20 protein-coding genes and 1 pseudogene are annotated in these 23,544 nt (G+C 70.8%); 15 read left to right on the top strand and 6 right to left on the bottom strand.

Annotated features, from left to right (window positions below; all coding sequences use genetic code 11):
* Positions 1-72 precede the first annotated feature (72 nt).
* The 6 genes from nirB (at position 73) to ACTHMS_RS11550 (ending at position 8,045) form a co-directional block, all read left to right on the top strand.
* Positions 73-2,583, top strand: a complete 2,511-nt coding sequence (nirB, locus tag ACTHMS_RS11575) for a nitrite reductase large subunit NirB (protein WP_440306815.1) — start codon at positions 73-75, stop codon at positions 2,581-2,583.
* On the top strand, positions 2,580-2,936 hold the full coding sequence (gene nirD / locus ACTHMS_RS11570) for a nitrite reductase small subunit NirD (RefSeq protein ID WP_440306814.1): 357 nt from the start codon (positions 2,580-2,582) through the stop codon (positions 2,934-2,936). The genes nirB and nirD overlap by 4 nt, the downstream gene beginning before the upstream one ends.
* On the top strand, positions 2,933-4,036 hold the full coding sequence (locus ACTHMS_RS11565; RefSeq protein WP_440306813.1) for a uroporphyrinogen-III synthase: 1,104 nt from the start codon (positions 2,933-2,935) through the stop codon (positions 4,034-4,036). Before nirD ends, ACTHMS_RS11565 begins: the two co-directional genes overlap by 4 nt.
* Before the next feature lie 514 nt (positions 4,037-4,550).
* The gene (locus tag ACTHMS_RS11560; RefSeq protein ID WP_440306812.1) at positions 4,551-6,203 is read left to right on the top strand and encodes a hypothetical protein; all 1,653 of its coding nucleotides are present in this window, start codon (positions 4,551-4,553) and stop codon (positions 6,201-6,203) included.
* Positions 6,204-6,245: 42 nt separating this feature from the next.
* Entirely contained in the window at positions 6,246-7,646 is a 1,401-nt protein-coding gene (locus ACTHMS_RS11555; protein WP_440306811.1) for a prealbumin-like fold domain-containing protein, read from the top strand.
* Between the two features lie 6 nt (positions 7,647-7,652).
* Positions 7,653-8,045 carry a hypothetical protein gene (locus ACTHMS_RS11550; protein WP_440306810.1) on the top strand — a complete coding sequence of 131 codons (393 nt, stop codon included), beginning with the start codon at positions 7,653-7,655 and terminating at the stop codon, positions 8,043-8,045.
* 55 nt (positions 8,046-8,100) lie between these two features.
* On the opposite strand, the gene ACTHMS_RS11545 is transcribed toward ACTHMS_RS11550, so the two are convergent.
* Entirely contained in the window at positions 8,101-9,615 is a 1,515-nt protein-coding gene (locus tag ACTHMS_RS11545) for an Ig-like domain-containing protein (RefSeq protein ID WP_440306809.1), read from the bottom strand.
* A 191-nt stretch (positions 9,616-9,806) separates the two neighbouring features.
* Positions 9,807-11,459, bottom strand: coding sequence for an MFS transporter (locus tag ACTHMS_RS11540; RefSeq protein ID WP_440306808.1), 1,653 nt, complete (start codon positions 11,457-11,459; stop codon positions 9,807-9,809).
* Positions 11,460-11,619: 160 nt separating this feature from the next.
* On the opposite strand from ACTHMS_RS11540, the gene bioA reads away from it, so the two are divergent.
* From bioA to ACTHMS_RS11500, 8 genes are all read left to right on the top strand, one after another.
* Positions 11,620-12,924, top strand: a complete 1,305-nt coding sequence (gene bioA, locus ACTHMS_RS11535; RefSeq protein ID WP_440306807.1) for an adenosylmethionine--8-amino-7-oxononanoate transaminase — start codon at positions 11,620-11,622, stop codon at positions 12,922-12,924.
* The gene (locus ACTHMS_RS11530; RefSeq protein WP_440306806.1) at positions 12,921-14,072 is read left to right on the top strand and encodes an 8-amino-7-oxononanoate synthase; all 1,152 of its coding nucleotides are present in this window, start codon (positions 12,921-12,923) and stop codon (positions 14,070-14,072) included. Before bioA ends, ACTHMS_RS11530 begins: the two co-directional genes overlap by 4 nt.
* A complete protein-coding gene (gene bioD, locus ACTHMS_RS11525) occupies positions 14,069-14,776 on the top strand; it encodes a dethiobiotin synthase (RefSeq protein ID WP_440306805.1) in 708 nt (235 codons plus the stop codon). The genes ACTHMS_RS11530 and bioD overlap by 4 nt, the downstream gene beginning before the upstream one ends.
* Positions 14,777-14,785: 9 nt before the next feature.
* Entirely contained in the window at positions 14,786-15,784 is a 999-nt protein-coding gene (gene bioB, locus ACTHMS_RS11520; RefSeq protein WP_440306804.1) for a biotin synthase BioB, read from the top strand.
* Positions 15,785-15,787: 3 nt separating this feature from the next.
* Complete coding sequence (bsaP, locus tag ACTHMS_RS11515) at positions 15,788-15,973, top strand: biotin synthase auxiliary protein BsaP (protein ID WP_440306803.1); 186 nt, start codon at positions 15,788-15,790, stop codon at positions 15,971-15,973.
* 86 nt (positions 15,974-16,059) lie between these two features.
* Positions 16,060-16,713, top strand: coding sequence for a DUF5684 domain-containing protein (locus ACTHMS_RS11510; protein WP_440306802.1), 654 nt, complete (start codon positions 16,060-16,062; stop codon positions 16,711-16,713).
* Between the two features lie 20 nt (positions 16,714-16,733).
* Positions 16,734-17,120, top strand: coding sequence for a DUF4190 domain-containing protein (locus ACTHMS_RS11505; RefSeq protein ID WP_440306801.1), 387 nt, complete (start codon positions 16,734-16,736; stop codon positions 17,118-17,120).
* A complete protein-coding gene (locus ACTHMS_RS11500) occupies positions 17,117-17,503 on the top strand; it encodes a DUF2752 domain-containing protein (RefSeq protein ID WP_440306800.1) in 387 nt (128 codons plus the stop codon). The genes ACTHMS_RS11505 and ACTHMS_RS11500 overlap by 4 nt, the downstream gene beginning before the upstream one ends.
* Positions 17,504-17,513: 10 nt before the next feature.
* Here the strand turns inward: ACTHMS_RS11500 and ACTHMS_RS11495 are convergent, their stop codons facing one another.
* From ACTHMS_RS11495 to ACTHMS_RS11485, 3 genes are all read right to left on the bottom strand, one after another.
* The gene (locus ACTHMS_RS11495) at positions 17,514-18,356 is read right to left on the bottom strand and encodes an SDR family NAD(P)-dependent oxidoreductase (RefSeq protein WP_440306799.1); all 843 of its coding nucleotides are present in this window, start codon (positions 18,354-18,356) and stop codon (positions 17,514-17,516) included.
* A gap of 28 nt (positions 18,357-18,384) precedes the next feature.
* On the bottom strand, positions 18,385-20,106 hold the full coding sequence (locus ACTHMS_RS11490; protein WP_440306798.1) for an IPT/TIG domain-containing protein: 1,722 nt from the start codon (positions 20,104-20,106) through the stop codon (positions 18,385-18,387).
* 162 nt (positions 20,107-20,268) lie between these two features.
* Entirely contained in the window at positions 20,269-21,666 is a 1,398-nt protein-coding gene (locus ACTHMS_RS11485; RefSeq protein WP_440306797.1) for a class II fumarate hydratase, read from the bottom strand.
* A 92-nt stretch (positions 21,667-21,758) separates the two neighbouring features.
* Here ACTHMS_RS11485 and ACTHMS_RS11480 point away from each other — a divergent pair, with 92 nt between their 5' ends.
* Positions 21,759-22,376, top strand: a complete 618-nt coding sequence (locus tag ACTHMS_RS11480; RefSeq protein ID WP_440306796.1) for a hypothetical protein — start codon at positions 21,759-21,761, stop codon at positions 22,374-22,376.
* A 78-nt stretch (positions 22,377-22,454) separates the two neighbouring features.
* Here ACTHMS_RS11480 and glpX read toward each other — a convergent pair.
* Positions 22,455-23,437: pseudogene (glpX, locus tag ACTHMS_RS11475) on the bottom strand (class II fructose-bisphosphatase).
* Between the last annotated feature and the right edge of the window lie 107 nt (positions 23,438-23,544).

Here is a 23,544-nt window from a genome sequence, read left to right as displayed (position 1 = left end):
CCGCCCCCCCCCACCGGTTCGTCGCCCGGCGTCATCGCCCCACGACACCCGATGTGAGCGAGGCCCGCCCCGATGCCCACCACCGAACCCGCCCGTCTCGTCGTCGTCGGCAATGGCATGGTCGGCCAGCACCTCGTGGACATCCTGCGCGAGCGCGACGCCGACCGCCGCTGGCAGGTCACCGTCGTCGGTGAGGAGCCGCGTCGCGCCTACGACCGGGTCGCGCTCTCGTCGTGGTTCGACGGGGCGACCGCCGACGACCTCGACCTGGTCGGCGAGCGCTGCTATGCCGAACCCGGGTACGACCTCCTCCTCGACGAGGCCGTCGTCGGGATCGACCGCGCGGCGCACACGGTGACGACCTCGCGCGGCCGCGTGCTCACGTACGACAAGCTCGTGCTCGCCACCGGCTCGACGCCGTTCGTGCCGCCGGTGCCCGGACGAGACCTCGAGGGCTGCCACGTCTACCGCACGCTCGGCGACCTGGACGCGATCCGGGCCGCGTGCGAGCGCGCGGCGAGGGGTCGCGGTCGCGCCGCCGGCATGGTCGTCGGCGGCGGGCTGCTCGGGCTCGAGGCCGCGCGCGCCCTGCGCCTGCTCGGTGTCTCGCCGCACGTCGTCGAGCTCGCGCCGCGGCTGATGCCGCTGCAGGTCGACGACGCCGGCGGCGGCCTGCTGCGCGAGATGATCGAGTCGCTCGATGTCACCGTGCACACCGCCACGTCGGTGCAGCGGATCGAGCCCGACCGCGGCCGGCTGCTCGCCACGCTGACCAACGGCGTCGAGCTCGACCTCGACGTGGTCGTGTTCTCCGCCGGCATCCGCCCGCGCGACCAGCTGGCGCGCGAGTGCGGCCTGGCCGTCGGCGCCCGTGGGGGCGTGCTGGTCGATGCCGGGTGTGTCTCGTCCGACGCGGATGTCCTTGCGATCGGCGAGTGCGCCGCGGTCGAGGGCGTGACCTACGGGCTGGTCGGCCCGGGCTATGCGATGGCCGAGGCGGTGGCCGACCGCCTGCTCGGCGGCGACGCGTCCTTCACCGGCGCGGACCTGTCGACGAAGCTGAAACTGCTCGGGGTCGACGTCGCGTCATTCGGCGACGCGCTCGCGACCACCGAGGGTGCGCTGGCCGTGACGGTGCACGACCCGGTCGCCCGCACCTACGCGAAAGTGGTCGTGTCCGACGACGCGCGGACGTTGCTCGGTGGCGTCCTCGTCGGTGACGCGTCGCGCTTCGCCCTGTTGCGACCGCTCGTCGGACGGCCGCTTCCCGCCGACCCGTTGGCGATGATCACGCCGTCGGGTGGCGCGGTGATCGGCGTCGGTGCACTGCCGGACGACGCCCAGGTCTGCTCGTGCAACGGCGTGACCAAGGGCGACATCTGCGGTGCCATCGTGAGCCAGGGCCTCACCGACGTCCCGTCGATCAAGGCCTGCACCCGCGCCGGCACCTCGTGCGGCTCGTGCGTGCCGATGCTGAAGGACCTGCTCGTCGCGAGCGGCGTCCAGGTGTCGCGGGCGCTCTGCGAGCACTTCGCGCAGACCCGCGCAGAGCTTTTCGAGCTCGTTCGCGGGCGCCGCATCACCACCTTCACCGAGTTGATCACGCGGTACGGCACGGGCCGCGGCTGCGACATCTGCAAGCCGGTGGTGGCGTCGATCCTGGCCGGCCTGCACGGCGGCTACATCCTCGACGGCGAGCAGGCGGCGCTGCAGGACACCAACGACCACTTCCTCGCCAACCTGCAGAACAACGGCACCTACTCGGTGGTGCCGCGCATCCCCGGCGGCGAGATCACGCCCGAGAAGCTGCTGGTGATCGCCGAGGTCGCCCGCGATTACGGCCTCTACACCAAGATCACCGGCGGTCAGCGGATCGACCTCTTCGGTGCCCGCGTCGAACAACTACCCGGCATCTGGACACGGCTGGTCGACGCCGGCTTCGAGTCGGGCCACGCCTACGGCAAGGCGCTGCGCACGGTGAAGTCGTGCGTCGGCTCGTCGTGGTGCCGGTTCGGGGTGCAGGACTCCGTCGGCCTCGCCATCGAACTCGAGTTGCGCTACCGCGGGTTGCGGGCGCCGCACAAGCTGAAGTCGGCGGTGTCGGGGTGCGCGCGTGAATGCGCCGAGGCGCGCAGCAAGGACTTCGGCGTGATCGCCACCGAGCACGGCTGGAACCTCTACATCGGCGGCAACGGCGGCATGCGACCGCGGCACGCCGACCTGCTCGTTCGCGACGTCGACACGGCGACGCTGATCCGCACGATCGACCGGTTCCTGATGTTCTACATCCGCACCGCCGACCGGTTGCAGCGCACGTCGGTGTGGCTCGAGTCGCTCGACGGCGGGCTCGACTACCTGCGCTCGGTGCTCGTCGACGATGCTCTCGGCATTGGTGCCGAGCTGGACGCCGCGATGCAGCGGCACGTCGACTCGTACGCCGACGAGTGGGCGGCGACGTTGCGCGACCCCGAGCGGCTGGCGCGGTTCGTGTCGTTCGTCAACGCGCCGGGCGTGCCCGACCCCACGATCAGGTTCACGACGGAGCGCGACCAGCCCCGTCCGCTGCTGGAGGTGACCCGATGACGCTCGTCGAGCATCGTGTCTGGACGCCGGTCTGCGACTACGCGCAGCTCTTGCCCGAACGGGGTGTCGCGGCGCTGGTGGACGATGAGCAGGTGGCGTTGTTCCGCACCTTCGACGGCGACGTGCGCGCGGTGGGCAATCGTGACCCGTTCACCGGGGTGCACGTGCTCTCGCGCGGCATCGTCGGCTCGCGGGCGGGCGTGCCGACCGTCGCGTCCCCGCTGCACAAGCAGGTCTTCGACCTCGCGACCGGCGAGTGCCTGTCCGACCCGGGCACGCGCATTCCCGTGCACGCGGCGCGCGTCGTCGATGGCCGCGTCGAGGTGGCGCTGTGTCGTCCGGACAGCTCATGACCGTCGAACCGGCTGCCGGCTTCACCGTCGGCATCACCGCGGCCCGGCGCCGGGACGAACTCGCCATGGCGCTCGAGCGACGGGGCGCGCGGGTGGTGTCGGGCCCGGCGATCCGCATCGTGCCGCTCGCCGATGACACCCAGCTGCTCGAGGCGACCAAGCGCACGCTCGCGGGCGACGTCGACCTGGTGATCGCGACGACCGGCATCGGCTTCCGCGGCTGGCTCGACGCCGCAGACACCTGGGGCCTCGGCGAACAGCTGCTCGACTCGATGGGGCGCGCGACGATCCTGGCCCGCGGACCCAAGGCGCGCGGTGCGGTCAGGGCCGGTGGGCTGCGCGAGGCGTGGTCGCCGGAGTCGGAGTCGTCGACCGAGGTGCTGCGGTACGTGCTCGACAACGTGCCGCTGAGTGGCAGGCGCGTTGCCGTGCAGCTGCACGGCGAACCGCTGCCCGACCTGGTGCAGGCGTTGACGGCGGCGGGTGCGGATGTGATCGAGGTTCCGGTCTACCGCTGGGTGCCACCCGCCGACGAGGCGCCGCTGCGTCGGCTCATCGACCAGGTCGCGGGTGGCTCGATCGACGCCCTGGCCTTCACGAGTGCGCCGGCAGCTGTCAACTTCCTGCGTACCGCCGACGACGCGGGCGTGCTCGACGGCGTGCTCGGCGCGCTGCACGACCAGACCGTCTGCGTGGCGGTCGGGCCGGTGACGGCGGCGCCGCTCGAGCGCGCCGGGGTGCCGGTGCGGCAGCCCGCGCGCGCCCGTCTCGGCGCACTGGTCCGTGAGGTCGTCGAGTGCCTGCCGCCACTCGCGCAGCGGCTGTCGCTGGCCGGGCACGACGTCGAGATCCGCGGCCACGCCGTCGTCGTCGACGACCGGCTCGTGCCGCTGCCCGCGACCTCGATGGCGCTGCTGCGGGCGCTCGCGGTGCAGCCGGGTCACGTGCTCTCGCGGGAGGCCCTGATGCCGGCGCTGCCCGGCGACAGCCGCGACGGGCACGCGGTCGAGGTCGCGCTCGGTCGTCTCCGCACCGCCCTCGGTGACCCCGCGATGATCACGACCGTGGTCAAGCGCGGGTATCGTCTCGCCGTCGACTGACATGATCGCCTCGGGCCGGCGCTGCGAGCCGTCGCGCGCGAACCCGATCAATTTTTGCCCGAGTTCGTCGTCCGTCCGAAGCCGATGCGACGTCGTTCTCTCGCCCAGACGGTGCTGGGGGTCGAGGCCGATCAACTCGCCTCGCGCGAGCGGCGGCCGAAATTATCGAAATGTCGCTGCACATGCCGGTAGAAACTGGGCGCTCGCGCCCGTCGGTTCACGGTGACTGAACGATTCGCAATCGTTTCGCAGGAACGGCAAAGACATAAACCCGAACAATGATCACAGCCGAGAATGCGTGCCGAAACGTCGCAAGATCCTTTTGACGAACATCAGCGGCCGCGTACGTTCCGCCCTGCGAGACAGAGGTCCGTCGGTCCAGCCGGTGGGCCTGTGGTCTTGCGTCGCGAGACGGCGCTCGACCGTCTCGTCGTATCGACCACGGGGGTGGGGCATGAGGCGGTACGTCGGACGGCATCGGGTTGCGCGACGCATGATGAGCGCCTGCTCGGCCATGATGCTGGTGATCAGCGGCGCGGCGGTCGTCACCGTATTCGGCGCGGCGACGGCACAGGGACTGACGACCGGCTCGGGTGTCAGTTACACGCTCACCGGTTGCCGGAACAACGGAACGATCGTCCTTCCGTCCGCCGGACGCTTCGTGTGTCCCACTGCCGCCTACACGACGGGCAATCTCGGTAAGGGCTGGAACGAGTTGGATCTCGTGCCGATCCGCTTCGAGGTGAGCGCCGGCACCAGCGCCGGCACCAGTCAGACGATCGGGTTCTCCCTAGCGGTCGACAATTGCAGCGCGGCCGGTGCGACGCAGTCGACCTGCACTGGAACCCGCGGCTATGACGTGCTTGCGTCAGACGACTCGAGCGGAACGCCTGTGCTCAACACGGCGCTGTCGACCGGCACCTGCGGCACGCTGACGAGTCAAGCACCGAGTTACACCACGGGCGGGAACGCAACCAGTCTGTACCGCATCCTCACGCTGACGGGCATCGCGAAGAATTCCGACTGCTTCTACGACGCGTATGCGCGACTGGCGCTCGGATCGCACGGTTACCCGGGCTCGTCGTTGCACTTCAATCTGTTCAACGATCAACTGACGTCCTCGGGCATCGGGTCGAAAGACGTCTCGATCCCGGTCAAGGAGATCCTGCCGCAGCAGCTGTCGAAGGACATGAGCGCAAGTCAGGGCAGCAATCATCTTTGGAACGTCACCAAGCAGACCTCGCAGTCGACCGTTCCCTTCAGCAACACCTGCGACGGCAGGGCGTCGCTGAAGACGTCGGTCAACGTCACCGTCACGTGGACCAAGCTGCCAGCCGACGCGAGCGGCAACATCACGGTCGTCACGAACGTGTATGCCACCAACCCCGCGTCGCGCGTCATCCAGGTCAGCGGCTCGGACGACATCAGAAGCGGCACGACGGTGCTCGAGACCGATGTGATCCCAGCGACCGACGTACCCGCGAACTCGACCGTGAAGGTGCTCACCACGACGACGTCCGTGGCTTCGGGGACAGGCGCGCTCAACGACGTCGCTTCGGTGAGTTATACCGACAAGGCGACCGGCGTTCCTGTGAGCGGAACGACCCAGGCGACGGCCCAGGCGATGGTGCAGAACTCGGGGCCGGCCACGAATGACACGGCCACCATCACGGACATCGAGACGGTGAGTGGGGCCGGGCTCGCGTTCAGCGTCGACTCGACGAGTGGTGCATCGGGTACGTTCGGGCAGCCCTACACCCTCGGGGACGTGTCGACTGGGTCTGTGTCCTGGACATCCGACACACAGTCCGATTCCGGATCGGTCACCTTCTACAAGACCGTGTACGCCACCGCCGCGACCGTGGCGACCGGATCCCTGTCGGACACAGCCACTGTGAACGCGGACGGTGAATTCACGACCTCGGCGTCCGCCGCATTCGCGCTGTCCGAGGACGCGACCACCAACCTGTCGGTGTCGAAGACGACGACGTTGAAGGTCAACTCGGCGCAGACGTTCACGTTCCACCTGATCGACGCGACGACGAATGTCGCGACCGGGGACACGACGACGGTGCTGGTCCCCGCGCTGGGCAACGGGCCGGTGACCTCGAGCGCAATCACGGGACTCAGCCCGACCGGGAGCTACTACTTCCACGAGGACGGTTAGGCTCCGTACGGCCCGCAGGACACGGCGTCCACCACTTTCGCGTTGATCAGTGGCGACATCAGCACCTGCAGCCACACGGTGAGCGTCCAGAACGCGGCGGCGCCGGTCACCGCGCAGGTGCAGAAGGTGACCAACCCGGGCACGAGCAGCGGGCTGTGGACCTTCACGCTCACCGGCCCGAACGGTCTCTCCGAGACGCTCAACAACGTCAAGGCGAACGCCGGGTATGCGTCCTTCGCGAGCAGCCTCGACAGCGACGGCGGCGTCTACACGATCACCGAGACGCCGCAGTCGGGGTATGACCTGACCGCAGTCACCGGCGACCTGAGCAACGACGCCTCGCGGGTCACGGGCAACACCAGCACCAGGACCTGCTCGTTCGCCCTGAACCTCACGACGGACTCCGGCAAGACGTTGGAGTGCTCGTTCACCAACACGGCTCGGGGAACGATCATCGTCAAGAAGGTCACGAACCCGACCGGTGCCAGCGGGTCCTTCACCTTCACCGGTGACGCGGCCGGCTCGATCGGCGACGGCGGCTCCATCGTCGTGCCGAACCTGGTGCCGGGCACGTACACCTCGACCGAGTCCGACCCGACCGGGTTCGACCTGACGAACATCTCCTGCGACGACGGGTCGAGCGCCACACCGAGCAGCGGCAGTGTCGCCACGCGGACTGCGTCCTTCAAGCTCGACCCGGGCGAGACGGTCACCTGCACCTTCACCAACACCCAGCGGGGGACCATCATCGTCAAGAAGCTCACCGACCCGGCCGGGTCGAGCGGCACCTTCACCTTCACCGGGACCGCGGCAGGTTCCATCGGTGACGGCGGCACCATCGTCGTGTCGAACCTGAAGCCGGGCACCTACACGTCGACGGAGTCGGATCCGACGCCGGCGTTCGACCTGACCGGACTCTCCTGCGACGACGCCGGCAGCGCGACCCCCAGCACCGCCTCGATCGGGACGCGCACGGCCACCTTCAAGCTCGACCCGGGCGAGACGGTGACGTGCACGTTCACGAACCGTGCGCGGGGGAAGGCCACGGTCGTGAAGACGGTCGCCGGAGCGGTGCCGAGCGGCGCCCAGGCGTTCACATTCCAGCTGCGCTCCGGTGCCTCGGCAGGCGCGGCCGGCGCCATCCTCGAGTCCGGTGTGGCCAACGCTGCGGATCTTGGGGTGATCAACTTTGCGACCTACCTGGTGCCGGGCACGACCTACCAGCTGTGCGAGCAGTTGGCGCCCGGCTGGATGACCTCGCTGGGGCCGCCGTTCTTCGCGGTCTACAACCCCAGCGGCGACAACTCGGTGGTGTGCACCGACTTCACCGTGACGGCCGGCCAGACCAGGTCGTTCCCGATCGACAACACACCGCCGCCCGGCGGCCCCGGGCTGACGATCGACTACTGGAAAAACTGGTCGTCGTGCTCCGGTGGCAAGTAGAAGCCGGTGCTCGACCAGACGCTGCTGGCGGCGGCCAACGCCGGGCACCCGATCACCCTCGGCGTCCTGGTGCTCGACCCGACCAAGCTGGGGGCGGCCACGGCCTGCACCGACGCGGTCAACATCCTGAACAAGACCACGATCAACGGGAAGACCAAGCTGTCCGCCGACCCGTTGTTCAACATGGCTGCGCAACTGCTGGCCGCCGACCTCAACATCCAGGCCGGTGCGGGCGCGTGTGGGGCGGCGGTGACGGCGATCAACCAGGCGCACGCGCTGCTGGTCAAGTACGGGTTCAACGGCAACAGCTACTCGCCGAAGCTGGCGTCGGCCGACGCGACGCTCGCGAACAGCTTGGCGACCTCGCTCGACAAGTACAACAACGACCTGCTCTGCTGAGCGGTCCGTCCTGATCACGGTGGCCTCGGAGCGTCAGCTCCCGGGCCACCGTGCGTCAGGGCGTGCGCCAGGTGCTGAACAGGTAGTCCCGCAATCCAGGCTCGTCGCGTGGGTCCGGGATCGTCGAGTTGAGATGCGTGGGCCGCTCGCTGATCGCCGCTGAGTCGCCGAACAGCAAGCGGTAGTCGTCGGCGACGATCTCTGTGGTCTGCCAGTTGTAGCTCGAGTCGGTGCGCGAGTCGGTTGCCAGCGTGGTGCTGCCGTCAGCGGCGGTCCACCGCGCCTGCCGGTACCCGGCCCAACTTCCGCCGTGTGCCGTGTAGTACCAGTACAGCGACCAGGCATGGCCGTACTCATGGGTCAGGATGTCGTCTGGACGGGATGCGAACGCCGAGTTCGCGCCCTGCAGCCACATGGTCGCCTTGTAGGACGAGCCGTAACTGGCCTGCGTCTGCGAGGTGTACTGGTCCTGCACGTTGATCGTCAGGTGCGGCCCGATCGCGCCGAGGTCGAGAGCGTTGGCCTGCAGGATCGAATAGATCTGCGCGACCGTCCAAGGTCCGGCCGAATTGACGTTGATCGTGACGCCTTCCGGGGATACCCAGCTGCCCTGGCTCGCCGGGGCCGCGGACGCGGCGGTCGGGTTCGAGACGGTGACGGTCTGCGTGGTCGTGGCGGTCCGGGTCAACGCATCGGTGACTCGCGTCGCGACCGTGTGGGCGCCGTTGGTGATCCTGGTGGTGTTCCACGACCAGGACCATGACGCCGTGCCGGTGGCCGGCTGCCACGTGCCGCCGTCCACGGACAGGTCGACGTGGCTGATGGCCGCGCCCGAGGAGGCGGTGCCGCTCACAGCGACGGTGCCGCTCACGGTGCTGCCCGCTGCGGGTGCGCTGACGTTCACGGCCGGCCCCGCATTCGCGACGGTCACGCTGACGGACATGGCCGCGGTGTTCCCGGACATGTCGCTCGCGCGCGCTGTGACCGTGTGCCCGCCGTCGGCGATGGCGGTGCTGTCCCAGGTCCATGTCCAGGACCCTGTGCCGGTCGCAGTCTGCCAGGCGCCGCCGTCGACCGAGACCTGCACGCTCGCGACGGTGGTGTTGTCGGCGGCGGTGCCGGTGACCGCCACCGTGCCGGCGACAGCACTGCCACTGGTCGGTGCGGACACCGAGATGGTCGGTGGCGTCGCGTCGGCGTTCTGCACGATGACGCTGCGCGACACGGTCGTCCTGACACCGGACGTGTCGGTGGCCGTGACCGTCAGCGTGTGCGAACCGTTGGCGACCGCCGCGCTCGACCACGAGGTCGACCACGTGGTGGTGCCGCTCGCCGTCTGGGTCGCGCCGCCATCGACCGAGACCCCGACGGAGGCGATACCGATCTTGGAACTCGCCGTCCCGTTCACCGCCACGACGCCCGACACCGTCGCCCCGGTCGCAGGATTGGCGATCGACACCGTCGGTGGTGTCGTGGTCGCCCGTGGCTTGCTGGCCGCGCCGGCGGCGGTACCACCGACGGCGAGGACGGGAACGAACAGTGCGACAGCGATGAGGCGTCGAGAGGTCATGCGAGGAGTCCCTCCGGGCGGCCGGCTCCCCGCCTGGTGGTCTATCCCCGCGACTCACGCCAGTTTCACATCGCAAGTGTCGTGATCGCAAGACTCGAGTCTTCGCTTGACAGAACCCCCTCACGTGACTCGGTGTTGGGCCTGAAGATCGGCCACATGAGGGGGTTTCCGGTCAGTGAACTCTCTCCAGCTCAGACGTCGGCCAGGCGGCCTCGTGACGGGCGCAGGTAGACGAACCAGGTCACCAGCAGACATGCGACGTAGAAGGCGATGAAGGCGACGTAGGCGGCGTTGCCCGTGCCGGTGTGCAGGAACGACTGTCGGAAGGCGACGTTGACCAGCACGCCGCCGAATGCGCCGATCGCGCCGGCGATGCCGATCAGCGCACCGGACAGGCGCCGGGCGTCGGCGGCCGCGGCGTCCGGATCGGCACCTTCCGCCACGGCGGTCGCCGCCTTGCTGCGGAAGATCGACGGGATCATCTTGTAGGTCGACCCGTTGCCGACGCCCGACAGGACGAACAGCGCGACGAAGCCGACCATGAACAGCGGCAACGACGCGTCGTGCGACGCGACGAGCACCACCCCGCCCGCGAGCGCCATCAGCGCGAAGGTCACGAACGTCGTGCGCGCGCCGCCGAGGCGATCGGCGAGCGCGCCCCCGACGGGGCGGACGAGCGAGCCGATGAGCGGCCCGAGGAAGGTCAACCAGGCGACCTTCGCGGCGTCGACCTTGTGCCCGATCCGCACGGCGACCGGCGCCGCCGTCGGGTCGGGGGCGTACGTCGCGTCCAGCTTGCCCTTGAGCAGGTGCAGGGACGGGTCGAGCGGGTTCGTCACCGACGACACGGGCACGGCCCGGTGGTGCAGGGTGTCCCAGTAGAACCCGCCGGCGGGGTTCTTGAACCAGGTGGTGTGGAACAGCGCGTCGCTGAGCGGGGTCTTCGTCGCGGGCACCGACGAGAGCGAGTTGACCGCGCCGGCGAAGTGCGTCGCGAACTGGGTCGAGAGCACCTGCCCGAACGCGAAACCGAAGCCGATGAACGACCCGAAGGTGCCGATGTAGAGGAACGACATGACCCAGGTGTGCGGGTCGCGCATGGCGTCCCGCATGGCGCGCTTGTCGTTGCGCGCCTGGCTGAGGTTGTCCATCGTGAGGGCCGCGCCGACCGCACCGATCACGATCAGCGGGATGTAGATCGCGAGGATCGCGCGCGGGTGCGCGGCACCGGCGGTCGAGAGCACGACGAGACCGACGATCTGCACGACGGCGACGCCCAGGTTGCCTCCACCGGCGTTGAGGCCGAGCGCCCAGCCTTTCAGCCGTTGCGGGTAGAAGGCGTTGATGTTCGTCATGGAGGACGCGAAGTTGCCGCCTCCCAGCCCGGTGATCGCCGACAGCACGAGCAGCGTGCCGAAGGACGCGTCCGGTGTCAGCCAGATCGCCGCCGACACCGTCGGCACCAGCAGCAGCAGCGCGCTGATCACCGTCCAGTTGCGGCCGCCGAAGCGGGCCACGGCGAGGTTGTAGGGGATGCGCACCGCCGAGCCGAGCCCCGACGGCAGCGAGGTGAGCAGGAACTTCTGCGCCGCCGCCTCGATCGGGTCGGTGCTGATGCCGTACTGCCCGCCGGGCAGGAAGAGCACGAAGACCGACCAGAGCACCCAGACCGAGAAGCCGACGTGCTCGGTGAAGATCGAGAAGAGCAGGTTGCGGCGGGCAACACGGCGTCCGGTTCGCTCCCAGAACTGCGGGTCCTCGGGCCGCCAGTCGTCGATCCAATGCCCGGGCCGGCGGGGCACGGCGGTGGTGCCGGCGGTCGGTCGGGTGCTGAGTGTGGTCATGCGCAGTCCTCCGGTCGACGGGTCGTCGGCCCGGACGCTAGGAACGCGGCGTTTCCCGGCCGTGCCGCGGACGGCACGCACACGCAACATCGGGCGCACGGCGGTCACACCGCCGTTGTGCGCGTCGCGGGGGCGCCGACCGGTTTGCGAGACTGCTCGCGTGTCCGACCTGATCGCCCGTGACCTCGCCGCGGTCTGGCACCCGTTCACCCAGCACGGGGTGTGGGAGGCCGACGAGCCGCTGGTGATCGAGCGCGGGCAGGGCGTGCACCTGTTCGACGCCGACGGCAACCGGTACCTCGACGGCGTCTCGTCGCTGTGGGTCACCGTGCACGGGCACGGCGAACCGGCGATCGACGCGGCGATCCGGGCGCAGCTCGAGCGGCTCGACCACTCGACCTTCCTCGGCCTCACCCACGAACCCGGCATCCGGCTGGCCGAGGAACTGCTGCGCATCGCCCCCGACGGCCTCGCCAAGGTCTTCTTCGCCGGCGACGGCTCGTCGGCCGCCGAGGCCGCGATCAAGATGGCCTACCAGGCGGCCGAGCAGCGCGGCGAGCACCGGCCGCTGTATCTGCACTGCGCCGAGGGCTACCACGGCGACACGCTCGGCGCCGTGTCGCTCGGCGGGGTCGAGCTGTTCCACGCCGCCTACCGGCCGCTGCTCATCGAGACCCGGCTCGTCGGCTCGCCCGGTGTGCTCGCGCCCGGCCCGACCCGCGCCGACCGCGCCCACGAGGTGCTCGCCGAGATGCGTGCGGTGCTCGAGCGCGAGGGCGACCAGGTCTGCGCGATCGTCATCGAGCCGATGGTGCAGGCGGCCGGCGGCATCCTCACCCACGACGCGTCGCTGCTGCGCGGCATCCGCGCGCTGTGCGACGAGTTCGGTGCCGCCATGATCGCGGACGAGGTGGCGACCGGCATCGGCGCGACCGGGCGCTGGTTCGCCTGCGAGCACGCCGGTGTCAGCCCCGACCTGCTCGTGCTCGGCAAGCGCGTCACCGGCGGCGTGCTGCCGCTGTCGGGCGTGCTGGCGACCGATGCGATCTACGAGCAGTTCCTCGGCACGCCCGCGAGCGGCCGCACCTTCTTCCACGGTCACACCTACACGGCCAACCCGCTGTGCTGCGCGGCGGCGCTGGCCAACCTCGCGCTGATGCACGAGCGGGGCACCGTGGCGCACGCGGCGCACGTCGGCGACCGGCTGGGGGAGCTGCTCGCGCCGCTCGAGACCTACGACGGCGTCGTCGAGGTGCGGCGGATCGGCACGATGACCGGCATCGAGGTCGCGTCGGTCGGCGAGCGCACCGGCTTCGAGGTGTGCCGCGCGGCCCGCCGCCGCGGCGTGATCATCCGCCCGCTGGGCGACGTCGTCGTGCTCATGCCGCCGCTCGGCATCGGCGACGACGACCTCACCGAGCTCGTGTCGGTGCTGGACGAGTCGGTGCGCGAGGTCGTGCGGTGAGCGGGGGAGCGGGCGACGCCCTCGACCGGGTGCGGGAGGCGATCGCGGCGCGTGAGGCGGCGGGACTGCGCCGGGTGCTGCGGCCCCGGCCGGCGCGCGAGCACGTCATCGACCTTGCCGGCAACGACTACCTCGGGCTGACCCGCGACCCGCGCGTGCTCGACGCCGCGGCCCGAGCCGCGCGCACCTGGGGCGCCGGCTCGACCGGCTCGCGCCTCGTGACTGGCACGACCGCACTCCACGCGCGGTTCGAGGACGAGCTCGCCGCCTTCACCGGCGCCAGGGCCGCGCTCGTCTTCTCGTCCGGCTACCTGGCCAACGTCGGCGTGCTCACGGCCCTCGGTGGCGCCGACGTCACGGTGGTCTCGGACGCCGGCAACCACGCCTCGCTCATCGACGGCTGCCGCCTCTCGCAGTCGACCATCGCGGTCACACCGCACCGCGACCTCGACAAGATCGACGCCGCCCTCGCCGCCGCCGACACCCCGCACCGGCTCGTGGTCACCGACGCCGTCTTCTCCGTCGACGGCGACCTCGCCGACGTGCGGGCCGTGCACGACATCGCCCGAGCGCACGGCGCGATCCTCGTCGTCGACGTGGCGCACTCGCTGGGGTTCATCGGCGCCGACGGTGCTGGTGCCGTCGCCGCCGCGGGGCTCGCCGGCGAGCCGGACATCGTCCGCACCGTGACGCTGTCGAAGTCGCTCGGCGCGCAGGGCGGCGCGGTGCTCGGCGCGCCCGAGGTCGTCGAACTGCTGATCAGCACCTCGCGTCCGTTCATCTTCGACACCGGCCTCGCGCCCTCGTCGGTCGGCGCGGCCGCCGCCGCGTTGCGCATCCTCGCCGCCGAGCCCGAGCGGGTGGCAAGGGTGCACGAGGTGGCGCACGCGCTGGCCGACCACGTGCGCGACCTCGGTGTCGAGACGAACGTTCCGGACGCCGCTGTCGTGCCGGCCGTGCTGGGCGACCCCCGCCGTGCGGTGCAGGCGGCCGCCGACTGCCTCGAGCGCGGCGTGCGCGTGGGTTGCTTCCGGCCGCCGTCGGTGCCGGCCGGGCGGTCGTGCCTGCGGCTCACCGCCCGCGGCGATCTCTTGCCCACCGATCTCGAGCGGGCCGCCGCCGTGCTCACCGAGGTGCTGTCGGCATGAGCGTGCTCATCGTCTCCAGCACCGGGACGGATGTCGGCAAGACCATCGCCACGGCGGCGCTGGCGGCGTGCGGCAGCGGCCGGGTGGCCGTCGTGAAGCCGGCGCAGACCGGTATGGGTCCCGACGAGCCCGGCGACCTCGCCGAGGTCAGCCGGCTCTCGGGCGTCACCGACACCCACGAGTTCGCCCGCTACCCCGACCCGCTGTCGCCCCACCACGCCGCGGCGGTGAGCGGTCAGCAGGCGCTCGACTTCGCGACGACGGTGCAGCGCATCGACGACATCGCCGCCACCCGCGACCTCGTGCTCGTCGAGGGCGCCGGCGGGCTGATGGTGCCGTTCGCCGACGTGCCGCGCTGGACCCTCGTCGACGTCGCGCAGTCGTTGCGGGCACCGGTGCTGCTCGTCGTCGCACCCGGCCTCGGCACGCTGAGCCACACGCAGCTCGCCGTCGACCGCCTCGCCGACGAGGACGTGCCGCTCGCCGGCATCCTGCTCGGCAGTTGGCCCGCCGAGCCGGATCTCGCGATGCGGCTGAACATCCACGACCTCGCCGCCATGGCGCCGGATCACGCCCTGGCCGGTGTGCTGCCCGCCGGGATGGGCGCAATGAGAGACTTCGCCAAGCGCGCCCGGGCGGCGCTGGCGCCCGCGTTCGGGGGCACCTTCGACTGGCCGGCGTTCCGCCGCACCGTGAAGATCTAGGAGCACGCCTTGCAGAGCAACGACATCCTCGAGATCGCGCGCACGCAGGTGCTCGAGCAGGGCATCGGGCTGGACGAGGCGCAGGCCTTGGCGTGTCTGCAGCTGCCGGACGACCGGGTCGACGAGCTGCTCGATCTGGCGCACGAGGTGCGGGTGCGGTGGTGCGGCGACGAGGTCGAGGTCGAGGGGATCGTGTCGCTGAAGACCGGCGGCTGCCCCGAGGACTGCCACTTCTGCTCGCAGTCCGGCGTGTTCGACTCGCCGGTGCGGTCTGCATGGTTGGACATCCCGTCGCTGGTGAAGGCGGCGCAGGAGACGGCGGCGACGGGCGCGTCGGAGTTCTGCATCGTCGCCGCGGTGCGCGGCCCGGACGAGCGGCTGATGCACCAGATCCGCGAGGGCGTCAAAGCGATCACCGACGTGGTCGACATCAACGTCGCCTGCTCGCTCGGCATGCTCTCGCAGGAGCAGGTGGACGAGCTCGCGAGCATCGGCGTGCACCGGTACAACCACAACCTCGAGACGGCGAAGTCGTACTTCGGCAACGTGGTCACCACGCACTCGTTCGAGGAGCGGGTGGAGACCTGCGAGATGGTGCGCAAGGCCGGCATGGAGCTGTGCTGCGGCGGCATCCTCGGCATGGGCGAGACGGTCGAGCAGCGGGCGGAGTTCGCGGCGCAGCTGGCGGCCCTGCAGCCGGACGAGGTGCCGCTGAACTTCCTGAACCCGCGTCCGGGGACGCCGTTCGGGGACAAGGAGCCGATGAGCGCGGTCGACGCGCTGCGCACGGTCGGCACGTTCCGTCTGGTGATGCCGCGGACGATCCTGCGCTTCGCCGGCGGCCGTGAGATCACCCTCGGCGACCTCGCCGAGCGCGGCGTGCGCGGCGGCGTGAACGCGGTGATCGTCGGCAACTACCTGACGACGCTGGGCCGGCCGGCCGACGAGGACCTCGCGATGCTGGCCGACCTGAAGATGCCGATCAAGGCGCTGGCGAAGAACCTCTAGGCCATGTTCTGCGATCGGTGCGGCCGCCCGGCCGGCGAGGGTGACCACGACGCGTGCGCGCGGGCCCGCGAGCTCGAACCACCGCGGTTCTGCGTGCACTGCCGCCGCCGCATGGTCGTCCAGGTCGTCCCGACCGGCTGGACCGCCCGCTGCGTCGAGCACGGCGAGCTCACGTCGGGTCGTCCTTGACGTCGCGTCCGCGCCGGCATGACGTCCCGATGACGGGGGCGTCGCCCCGGTCGACAGGATGAGCGGGCACCCGTAGGTTTCCGCGCATGTTCGGACCTCATCTGGCCGCGTCCAGCGGCTCCGGCGCCGCGCTCGGCGTCATTGTCGTCGTCTATCTCGCCGTGATCATCCTGATGATCGCCGCGATCTGGAAGGTGTTCACCAAGGCCGGGCAGCCGGGCTGGGCGGCCATCATCCCCTTCTACAACATCTACGTGATGTGCAAGGTCGGCGGGAAGCCCGGCTGGTGGCTGGTGCTGTGCCTCATCCCGATCGTGAACATCGTCGTCCTGATCATGATCTACAACGCCGTCGCGAAGTCCTTCGGCCGCAGCGGGGGATTCACCGTCGGCCTGCTGTTCCTGCCGTTCATCTTCTGGCCGATCCTCGGCTTCGGCAGCGCGCGCTACCTCGGCCCCGGCGGCCAGGGCTTCGGCGGCCAGGGCGGCTACCCCCAGGGGTACGGCGCGCCGAACCCGTACGCCGGTCAGCCGCAGCAGGGCGGCTACCCGCCGGTCGGCGGCCCGCCGCAGGGGTACGCGCCGGGCTACGGTCACGCGCCGGGCCACGGCCAGCCGCAGCCGGGGTACGGACAGCCGGGATACGGACAGCCGGGCTACGGACAGCCGGGCTACGGCCAGCCGCAGCCGGGGTACGGCCAGCAGCCGGGTTACGGTCAGCCCTACCCACCACAGGGCTGACGTCCGAACCCGGAGCGCGCATGACGTACGACCCCGACCAGCCGAACCAGCCCGGCGAGCAGCCGTCGCCGTACGGATACCCGTCGGCGCCGAACCCATACCAGCAGAATCCGTACCAGCAGGGTCCGTACCAGCAGTACCCGCCGCAGGGGTATCAGCCGTACCCGCAGGCGCCGTACGGCTACGGCTACGGCCAGCCCCAGGCGACGGGCACCAACGGGATGGCGATCGCCGGATTCGTCTGCTCGTTCCTCTGCTCGATCCTCGGCATCATCTTCTCGGCGATCGGGCTGAGCCAGATCAGCAAGAACCCCGCGCAGGGCGGCAAGGGGCTCGCGATCGCCGGGATCGTGATCTCCATCGTCTCGATCATCGTCGGCATCGCGATCGTGTCGGCCCGGCATTGACCGTCACCCCGGTCGCTCGTCGCCGCAGCGCCGCCGGCTGGGCGGCGCTGACGGTGGCCGGCGCCGCGGGTGACCTCGCGCTCGACCCCGTGCGCAGGCACGTGCCGCTCTGTCCGTTCCACGCCGTCACCGGCCTCGACTGTCCGCTCTGCGGCGGCCTGCGCGCGGTGTGGTCGGCGCTGCACGGACACCTGGCGCAGGCGTGGCGCGACAACGCCCTGCTCTGGCTCGCGGCACCCGTGCTGCTCGTGGTGTTCAGTCTCGTCTTCGCCGGACGCGACGTGCGGCCGGGCCGGCGCATCGCGCTCGCCGTCGTGGTGGCGGCGACGCTGTTCACCGTCGTCCGCAACGCGGTGCCGCAACTCGGGCTGCGGCCCGCGTGACCGCGCGCCGTCAGACGTTGCTCGACGGCAGCAGGTGGCGCGCGGCCAGCGAGGCGACCCGCTCGTAGGCGCTGCCCCCGATGCGCTGGGCGAGGTCGACGAGGCGGGCGTCCGGTCCGATCAGCAGCTTCGGCCGACGCAGCCGCACGCCGCGCAGGATGGCTCTCGCGGCACCCTCGGGCGAGGTGATCGTCAGCAGGTCGAAGGCGGTGTCGAGCGCCGACTTGCCCTCACCCGGCGAGGCCGTGCTGTTCCGCATGATCGGCGTGCGCACGCCGCCGGGGTGCACGACCATCACGCGCACCGGCAGGCGCTGGGCGAGCAGTTCGGCGCGCAGCGACTCGGTGAAGCCGCGGATCGCGAACTTCGACGCGTCGTAGCCGCTCAGCCACGGCGCGGCGACGAGGCCGAAGATGCTCGAGACCGTGACGATCTGCCCGTCGCCGGAGTCGGCGAGGTGCGGCAGGAACTCGCGTGTGGGATAGACCGCGCCCCAGAAGTTCGTGTCCATCACCCGGCGCAGCTCGTCGTAGCCGGCGCTGGTCACCGGCCCGACGTGCGCGATGCCGGCGATGTTGTAGAGCTGGTGGACGACCCCGAAGCGCGCGTGCACCGCGGTGACCCACGCGCGCACGGCGTCGAGGTCGGTGACGTCGAGCGTCGTCGCCATCGACGAGGCGCCGAGCGTGTCGAGCTGTCGGCGGAGGTCGGCCAGCGCGTCGGCGTCCCGGTCGCCCACGGCCACGGACGCACCCTGCCGTGCCAACTCGACGGCCAGGGCGCGTCCGATGCCCGATCCGGCGCCGGTGATCGCGGCGACCTTGTCCTTGAACGGCTCGGCGAAGGGGTTCACCCATTGCGCCTACCCATCCGTACGTGCGTCACGCGCCGGCGAGCACCGCCTGCATCAGGGCGAGGGAGTGCCAGCCGGTCGTCGTCGGCTGCCCGTTCACGGTGCCGACGGCGTCCTGCGCGCCGCTGTAGTCCGACTCGTAGCCACCGTGGTCGTAGCAGGGTGAGGTGTAGTCGACCGCGTAGGTGACGCTGGTGAGCGCGAGTGACGACGAGGCGGGGACGAGGTCGCAGCCCGCGCTGCTGCCGACGACGGTCCACCGGGTGCGGTCGGTCATCGGCGCTCCGGCCGCGGTGATGGCGGAGGTCAGCGTGCTGCCCGCGGCAAGCTGCGTGCACTCGGTGTCGCTCGGGCAGCCGACGTTCGCACCGGCGAACGGCGTCGAGAAGGTGACGACGTTCGTCACCAGCAGCGCCGGCGGGAAGAGCGGATCGCCGGCCGCCACGCGCTGCATCGCGTAGGTGATGAGCACGCCGCCCATCGAGGCGGCCACCACGTCGGCGGCGCGGCCGCGGGCGGAGAAGTTGTCGTAGAGGTACCAGGCGAGCTCGTAGGCATAGCGGCGAAGGTCGGTGTTGGCGTCGTTGGTGGTCGTCGGGTAGGTCGTGGCTGCAGCCGGCCCGTAACCGAACAGTGGGTCGCCGCCCGCGTCGCAGGCGTAGAAGGCGACGGTGTGCAGGTCTGCGGCGGGAACACCCGCGTAGTACTCGGTGAGGATCGGGCCCGCCATGAGGTCGGTGACCGACCGGTTGCACGGCGAGCTGTTCGAGAAGTAGCCGTGCACGTAGACGATCGGCGGCATCGCGTCACCTGCGACGTTCGCGTCCGGGCCGAGCAGGGTGGTGCTGGTGATCGTCACCGGCGCCGAGGTGTTCCCGGCGGTGTCGCGCGCGGTGACCGTGTACGTGTACGTCGTGTCCGGTGTCAGCGCGGTGTCGGCGTACGCGCTCACGCCTGCGGTGGTCGTCGCGAGCGTCGTCGCCGCCGCCGAGGCGAAAATGCTGCCACCGGGGACGCCGGTCGTGCGGGTGACGGTGACGCCGGCGAAGTCGCTGTCGGCAGGCCGCGTCCAGTGCAGCGAGAGGCCGGTGGCGCTCTGGTCGACGGTCAGGGCGGTCACCGGGCCGGGCGCGGTGCGGTCGAGCCAGGTGAAGGTGCTGGCCGTCGCGGCGGTCGAGCTGCCGTAGGTGCCGGTGACGACGACGGCGCCCGAGCCGGCGCCGTGCGCGGGCGTCGTGAGGGTGAGCGAGGTCGTCGAGACGACCTTGGCGACGACCGTCGCCCCGCCGATCGTGACGCCGGTGATCGACTCGAAGCCGCTGCCGGTCACCGTGACGGCCGTGCTACCGGTGTCGGCGCCCGAGGCGGGCGACAGCGCGGTCACCGCGGGCGGCGCGTGGAACGTGTAGCGGTCGGCCGTCCCGGTCGCCGAGGTCGCCGTGCCCTGGCGCACGCGCACGTCGACCGTGCCCGCCGCGGCCGCCGGCACCACGACGGTGAGCTGGGTCGACGAGACGATGCGCACGCTCGTCCCTGACGCCGTCCCGAACAGCACTGCCGCACCGGTGGCGAAGTTGGTGCCGGTGACGGTGAGCGTCACGCCGCCCGCGGTCCGGCCGTCGTGCGCGCTGAGCGCCGTGACGGTCGGCGCGCTGGCCGCGGACGCCGTCGCGGCGGCGGCGACGAGCGCACCGGCGACGAGCACGGACGACACGGTGGCGGCGAGCAGGCGACCGCGAGCGCTGGCCATTCGCATGGCATTTCCCCCATTGACCCCGAGATCCGGCGAGAACCGGACAACTCGACGTTAAGTGGGCGTGTGGGGAAATGCGGGTGACGAACGATCATGCTGCGGACGCGATCGACCCCGTTTCGGCGGGGGCGGAGGTCCCGAACCTCGGGGTGGCCCCGGTCAGCCCTGAGGGCGCGTCATCGAGAGCACGTCGAGCACCTCGTCCAGCTTCTGCTCGGTGATCTTCTCGGGCACGTGGCCGCGCTCGATGACGACCTCGCGGATCGTCTTGCGCTCCTTGATCGCCTGCTTCGCGACCTTGGCCGCCTCGTCGTACCCGATGTAGTGGTTCAGCGGCGTGACGATCATCGGCGTGCCCTCTGCGTTCATGCGGCACTGCTCCTCGTTCGCCTCGATGCCGTCGACGCAGCGGTCGGCGAAGACGCGCGAGACGTTGGCGATGAGCCGGATCGACTCGAGCAGGTTCCGCGCCATCATCGGCAGGTAGACGTTGAGCTCGAACGCGCCGTTGCCGCCGCCCCACGTCACCGCGGCGTCGTTGCCGACGACCTGGGCGACGACCTGGGTCATCGCCTCGGCGAGCACCGGGTTCACCTTGCCCGGCATGATCGACGAGCCGGGCTGCAGGTCGGGGATGAAGATCTCGGAGAGCCCGGTGCGCGGGCCCGAGCCCATCCAGCGGATGTCGTTGGCCATCTTGTTGAGGCCGATCGCGATCGTCTTCAGCACACCCGAGAGCTCGACCAGGCTGTCGCGCGCGGCGTTGGCCTCCATGTGGTTGCGCGCCTCGCTCAGCGGCAGGCCGGTCTCGTCCGCGATGAGTGCGATGACGTCGGCCGCGAACCCGGCGGGCGCGTTGATGCCGGTGCCGACGGCGGTGCCGCCGAGCGGCAGCTCGGCCACGCGCGGCAGCACGCTCTGCAGCCGCTCGATGCCGTAGCGCACCTGGGCCGCGTACCCGCCGAACTCCTGCCCGAGCGTGACCGGCGTGGCGTCCATGAGGTGGGTGCGGCCGGCCTTGACGACGTCGGCGAACTGCTGCGCCTTCGCCTCGAGGGCGGTGGCGAGGTGGTCGAGCGCGGGCTCGAGGTCGTTGACGACCGCCTTGGTGGCGGCGACGTGGATCGCCGACGGGAACTGGTCGTTGCTGCTCAGCGGGTCGTTGACGTCGTCGTTCGGGTGCACGCCCGTGCCGAGGCGTTCGGCGGCGAGGCTGGCCAGCACCTCGTTGGTGTTCATGTTGGACGAGGTGCCCGAGCCGGTCTGGAAGACGTCGATCGGGAACTCGGTGTCCCAGTCGCCGCGCGCGACCTCCTGCGCCGCGGCGTGGATCGCATCGGCCTTGGCCTGGTCGAGCAGCCCGCGCTGCGCGCGGATGCGCACACTCGCGCCCTTGATCAGGGCGAGACCGGCGATCAGCTCGCGCTCGATGGTCTGGCCGGAGATCGGGAAGTTCTCGACCGCCCGCTGCGTCTGGGCGCGCCACTTCGCCTGCGCGGGGACGCGCACGTCGCCCATCGAATCCTTCTCGATGCGGTATTCCTGCTCGGCGGCCACGTGCTGCTCCTTCTCGATCGGACGACGCCAGCCAGCCTACGAGCGAACCGCGGCGCCGGAATCCCGGGGCGGACGCAGTAGGTTGCCGTCACGTGCGCGTGACTCCGGCCCGGGTGGTGCAGCTGGTGGTCTCGTGCGTCGTGCTCGGCGTCGGGGTGGCGCTGCTGCTGCGCGCGGCGCTCGGGTCGGACGGGTACTCGACCCTGATCAACGGGCTGGCGCTGTCGCTCGACGTGCCGTTCGTCTGGGTGAACCTGGTCGTCGGCGTGGTGCTCGTCGCGATGGCGTGGGCGCGGGGCCTGGCGCCGGGCCTCGGCACCGTCGTCCAGCCGGTCGTGGTGGGCGCGACCGTCTCGGTGCTGCTGGACGCGATCGCCGCGCCCTCGGCGGTCGGCACCCGCATCGGCATCGGCGTCGCGGGGTTCGCGATCCTCGCCGTCGGCGTGGCCGGGTACCTCGGCACGCGCGCCGGCGCGGGGCCCACCGAGGCGGCCGCGCTCGCGTTCGACCCGCCGGTGCCGTTCCGGTGGAGCTACACCGCCGTGCAGGCGATCGGCACGTTCGTCGGATGGCTGCTCGGCGCCGCCGTCGGGCCCGCGACCCTCGTGGTCATCGTGCTGCTCGGCCCGCTGGTCGACCTGGTCGCCCGGCTCGTCCCGGCCATCGGCACCCCGGCCGAACGCCGGGTGACGAATCCAGGGATCGAGTGACGGATCCGGTCCGCAGGTGATGGCGTGTCGTGCCGTCACTCGACGCCGGTATCCGTCACCCGAGTGTGGACGAGCGGGTCAGGAGTCGCCGTCGCCGCCGAAGTCGATCGCCGAGTAGGCCTGCAGCTTCTGCAGCTGGTGCACCGAGTCGATGAGCCGGATCGTGCCCGACTTCGAGCGCATGACGATCGACTCGGTCTGCACACCGTCCTGCAGGTAGCGCACGCCGCGCAGCAGCTCGCCGTCGGTGACGCCGGTGGCGCAGAAGAAGATGTCGTCGCCGGCGACGAGGTCGTCGGTGAGCAGCACCCGGTCGAGGTCGTGGCCGGCGTCCAGCGCCTTCTGCCGTTCGGCCTCGTCGCGCGGCCACAGCTTGGCCTGGATGACACCGCCCATGCAGCGCAGCGCGGCGGCGGCGATGATGCCCTCGGGCGTGCCGCCGATGCCCATGAGCAGGTCGACGCCGGTGTCCGGCCGGGCGGCCGAGATCGCGCCGGCGACGTCGCCGTCGCTGATGAACTTGATGCGCGCACCGGACTCGCGCACCTGCTGGATCAGCTCGGCGTGCCGCGGCCGGTCGAGGATGCAGACCGTGACGTCCTTCGGCGAGCCGCCCTTGGCCTTCGCGACCGCGCGGATGTTGTCGATCACCGGCGCGGTGATGTCGACGGCGTCGGCCGCGTACGGGGCGGCGGCGATCTTGTCCATGTAGAAGACGGCGGACGGGTCGAACATCGAACCGCGCTCGGACACCGCGATCACGGCGATCGAGCCCGGCATGCCCTTGGCCATCAGCGTGGTGCCGTCGATCGGGTCGACCGCGACGTCGCACAGCGCGCCGGTGCCGTCGCCGACCTCCTCGCCGTTGTAGAGTATCGGCGCCTCGTCCTTCTCGCCTTCGCCGATGACGACGACGCCGCGCATCGAGACGGTGCCGATGAGCGCGCGCATGGCGTCGACGGCCGCGCCGTCCCCGCCGTTCTTGTCGCCGCGGCCTCGGTGACACGGACCAGGTCAAGAGCGATGTTGCGGTCGAGATCCTGCGGAACCCGGGCGGGCATGACGCCTCCTCGCGACGTTGCGGGGTGTTTGTCCCCTGATCCTCACATGCGTGGACGACCGAAGTCCCGCATCGGCGACATGGTTAACAATGGGCGGGTGGAACCAT

Source organism: Jatrophihabitans sp., from assembly GCF_051960575.1.
GTDB lineage: Bacteria > Actinomycetota > Actinomycetes > Mycobacteriales > Jatrophihabitantaceae > JBQCEE01.
Note: the sequence above shows the minus strand (reverse complement) of the source record. Positions and strands in the feature narration are given on the sequence as shown.

Bases quoted from the DNA above. Each gene is read 5' to 3' on its own strand.
- bsaP (WP_440306803.1), top strand. From the start codon at position 15,788: ATGTTCTGCGATCGGTGCGGCCGCCCGGCCGGCGAGGGTGACCACGAC.
- ACTHMS_RS11510 (WP_440306802.1), top strand. From the start codon at position 16,060: ATGTTCGGACCTCATCTGGCCGCGTCCAGCGGCTCCGGCGCCGCGCTC.
- ACTHMS_RS11560 (WP_440306812.1), top strand. From the start codon at position 4,551: ATGATGCTGGTGATCAGCGGCGCGGCGGTCGTCACCGTATTCGGCGCG.
- ACTHMS_RS11565 (WP_440306813.1), top strand. From the start codon at position 2,933: ATGACCGTCGAACCGGCTGCCGGCTTCACCGTCGGCATCACCGCGGCC.
- ACTHMS_RS11505 (WP_440306801.1), top strand. From the start codon at position 16,734: ATGACGTACGACCCCGACCAGCCGAACCAGCCCGGCGAGCAGCCGTCG.
- bioD (WP_440306805.1), top strand. From the start codon at position 14,069: ATGAGCGTGCTCATCGTCTCCAGCACCGGGACGGATGTCGGCAAGACC.
- ACTHMS_RS11490 (WP_440306798.1), bottom strand. From the start codon at position 20,106: ATGGCCAGCGCTCGCGGTCGCCTGCTCGCCGCCACCGTGTCGTCCGTG.
- nirD (WP_440306814.1), top strand. From the start codon at position 2,580: ATGACGCTCGTCGAGCATCGTGTCTGGACGCCGGTCTGCGACTACGCG.
- ACTHMS_RS11545 (WP_440306809.1), bottom strand. From the start codon at position 9,615: ATGACCTCTCGACGCCTCATCGCTGTCGCACTGTTCGTTCCCGTCCTC.
- nirB (WP_440306815.1), top strand. From the start codon at position 73: ATGCCCACCACCGAACCCGCCCGTCTCGTCGTCGTCGGCAATGGCATG.
- ACTHMS_RS11540 (WP_440306808.1), bottom strand. From the start codon at position 11,459: ATGACCACACTCAGCACCCGACCGACCGCCGGCACCACCGCCGTGCCC.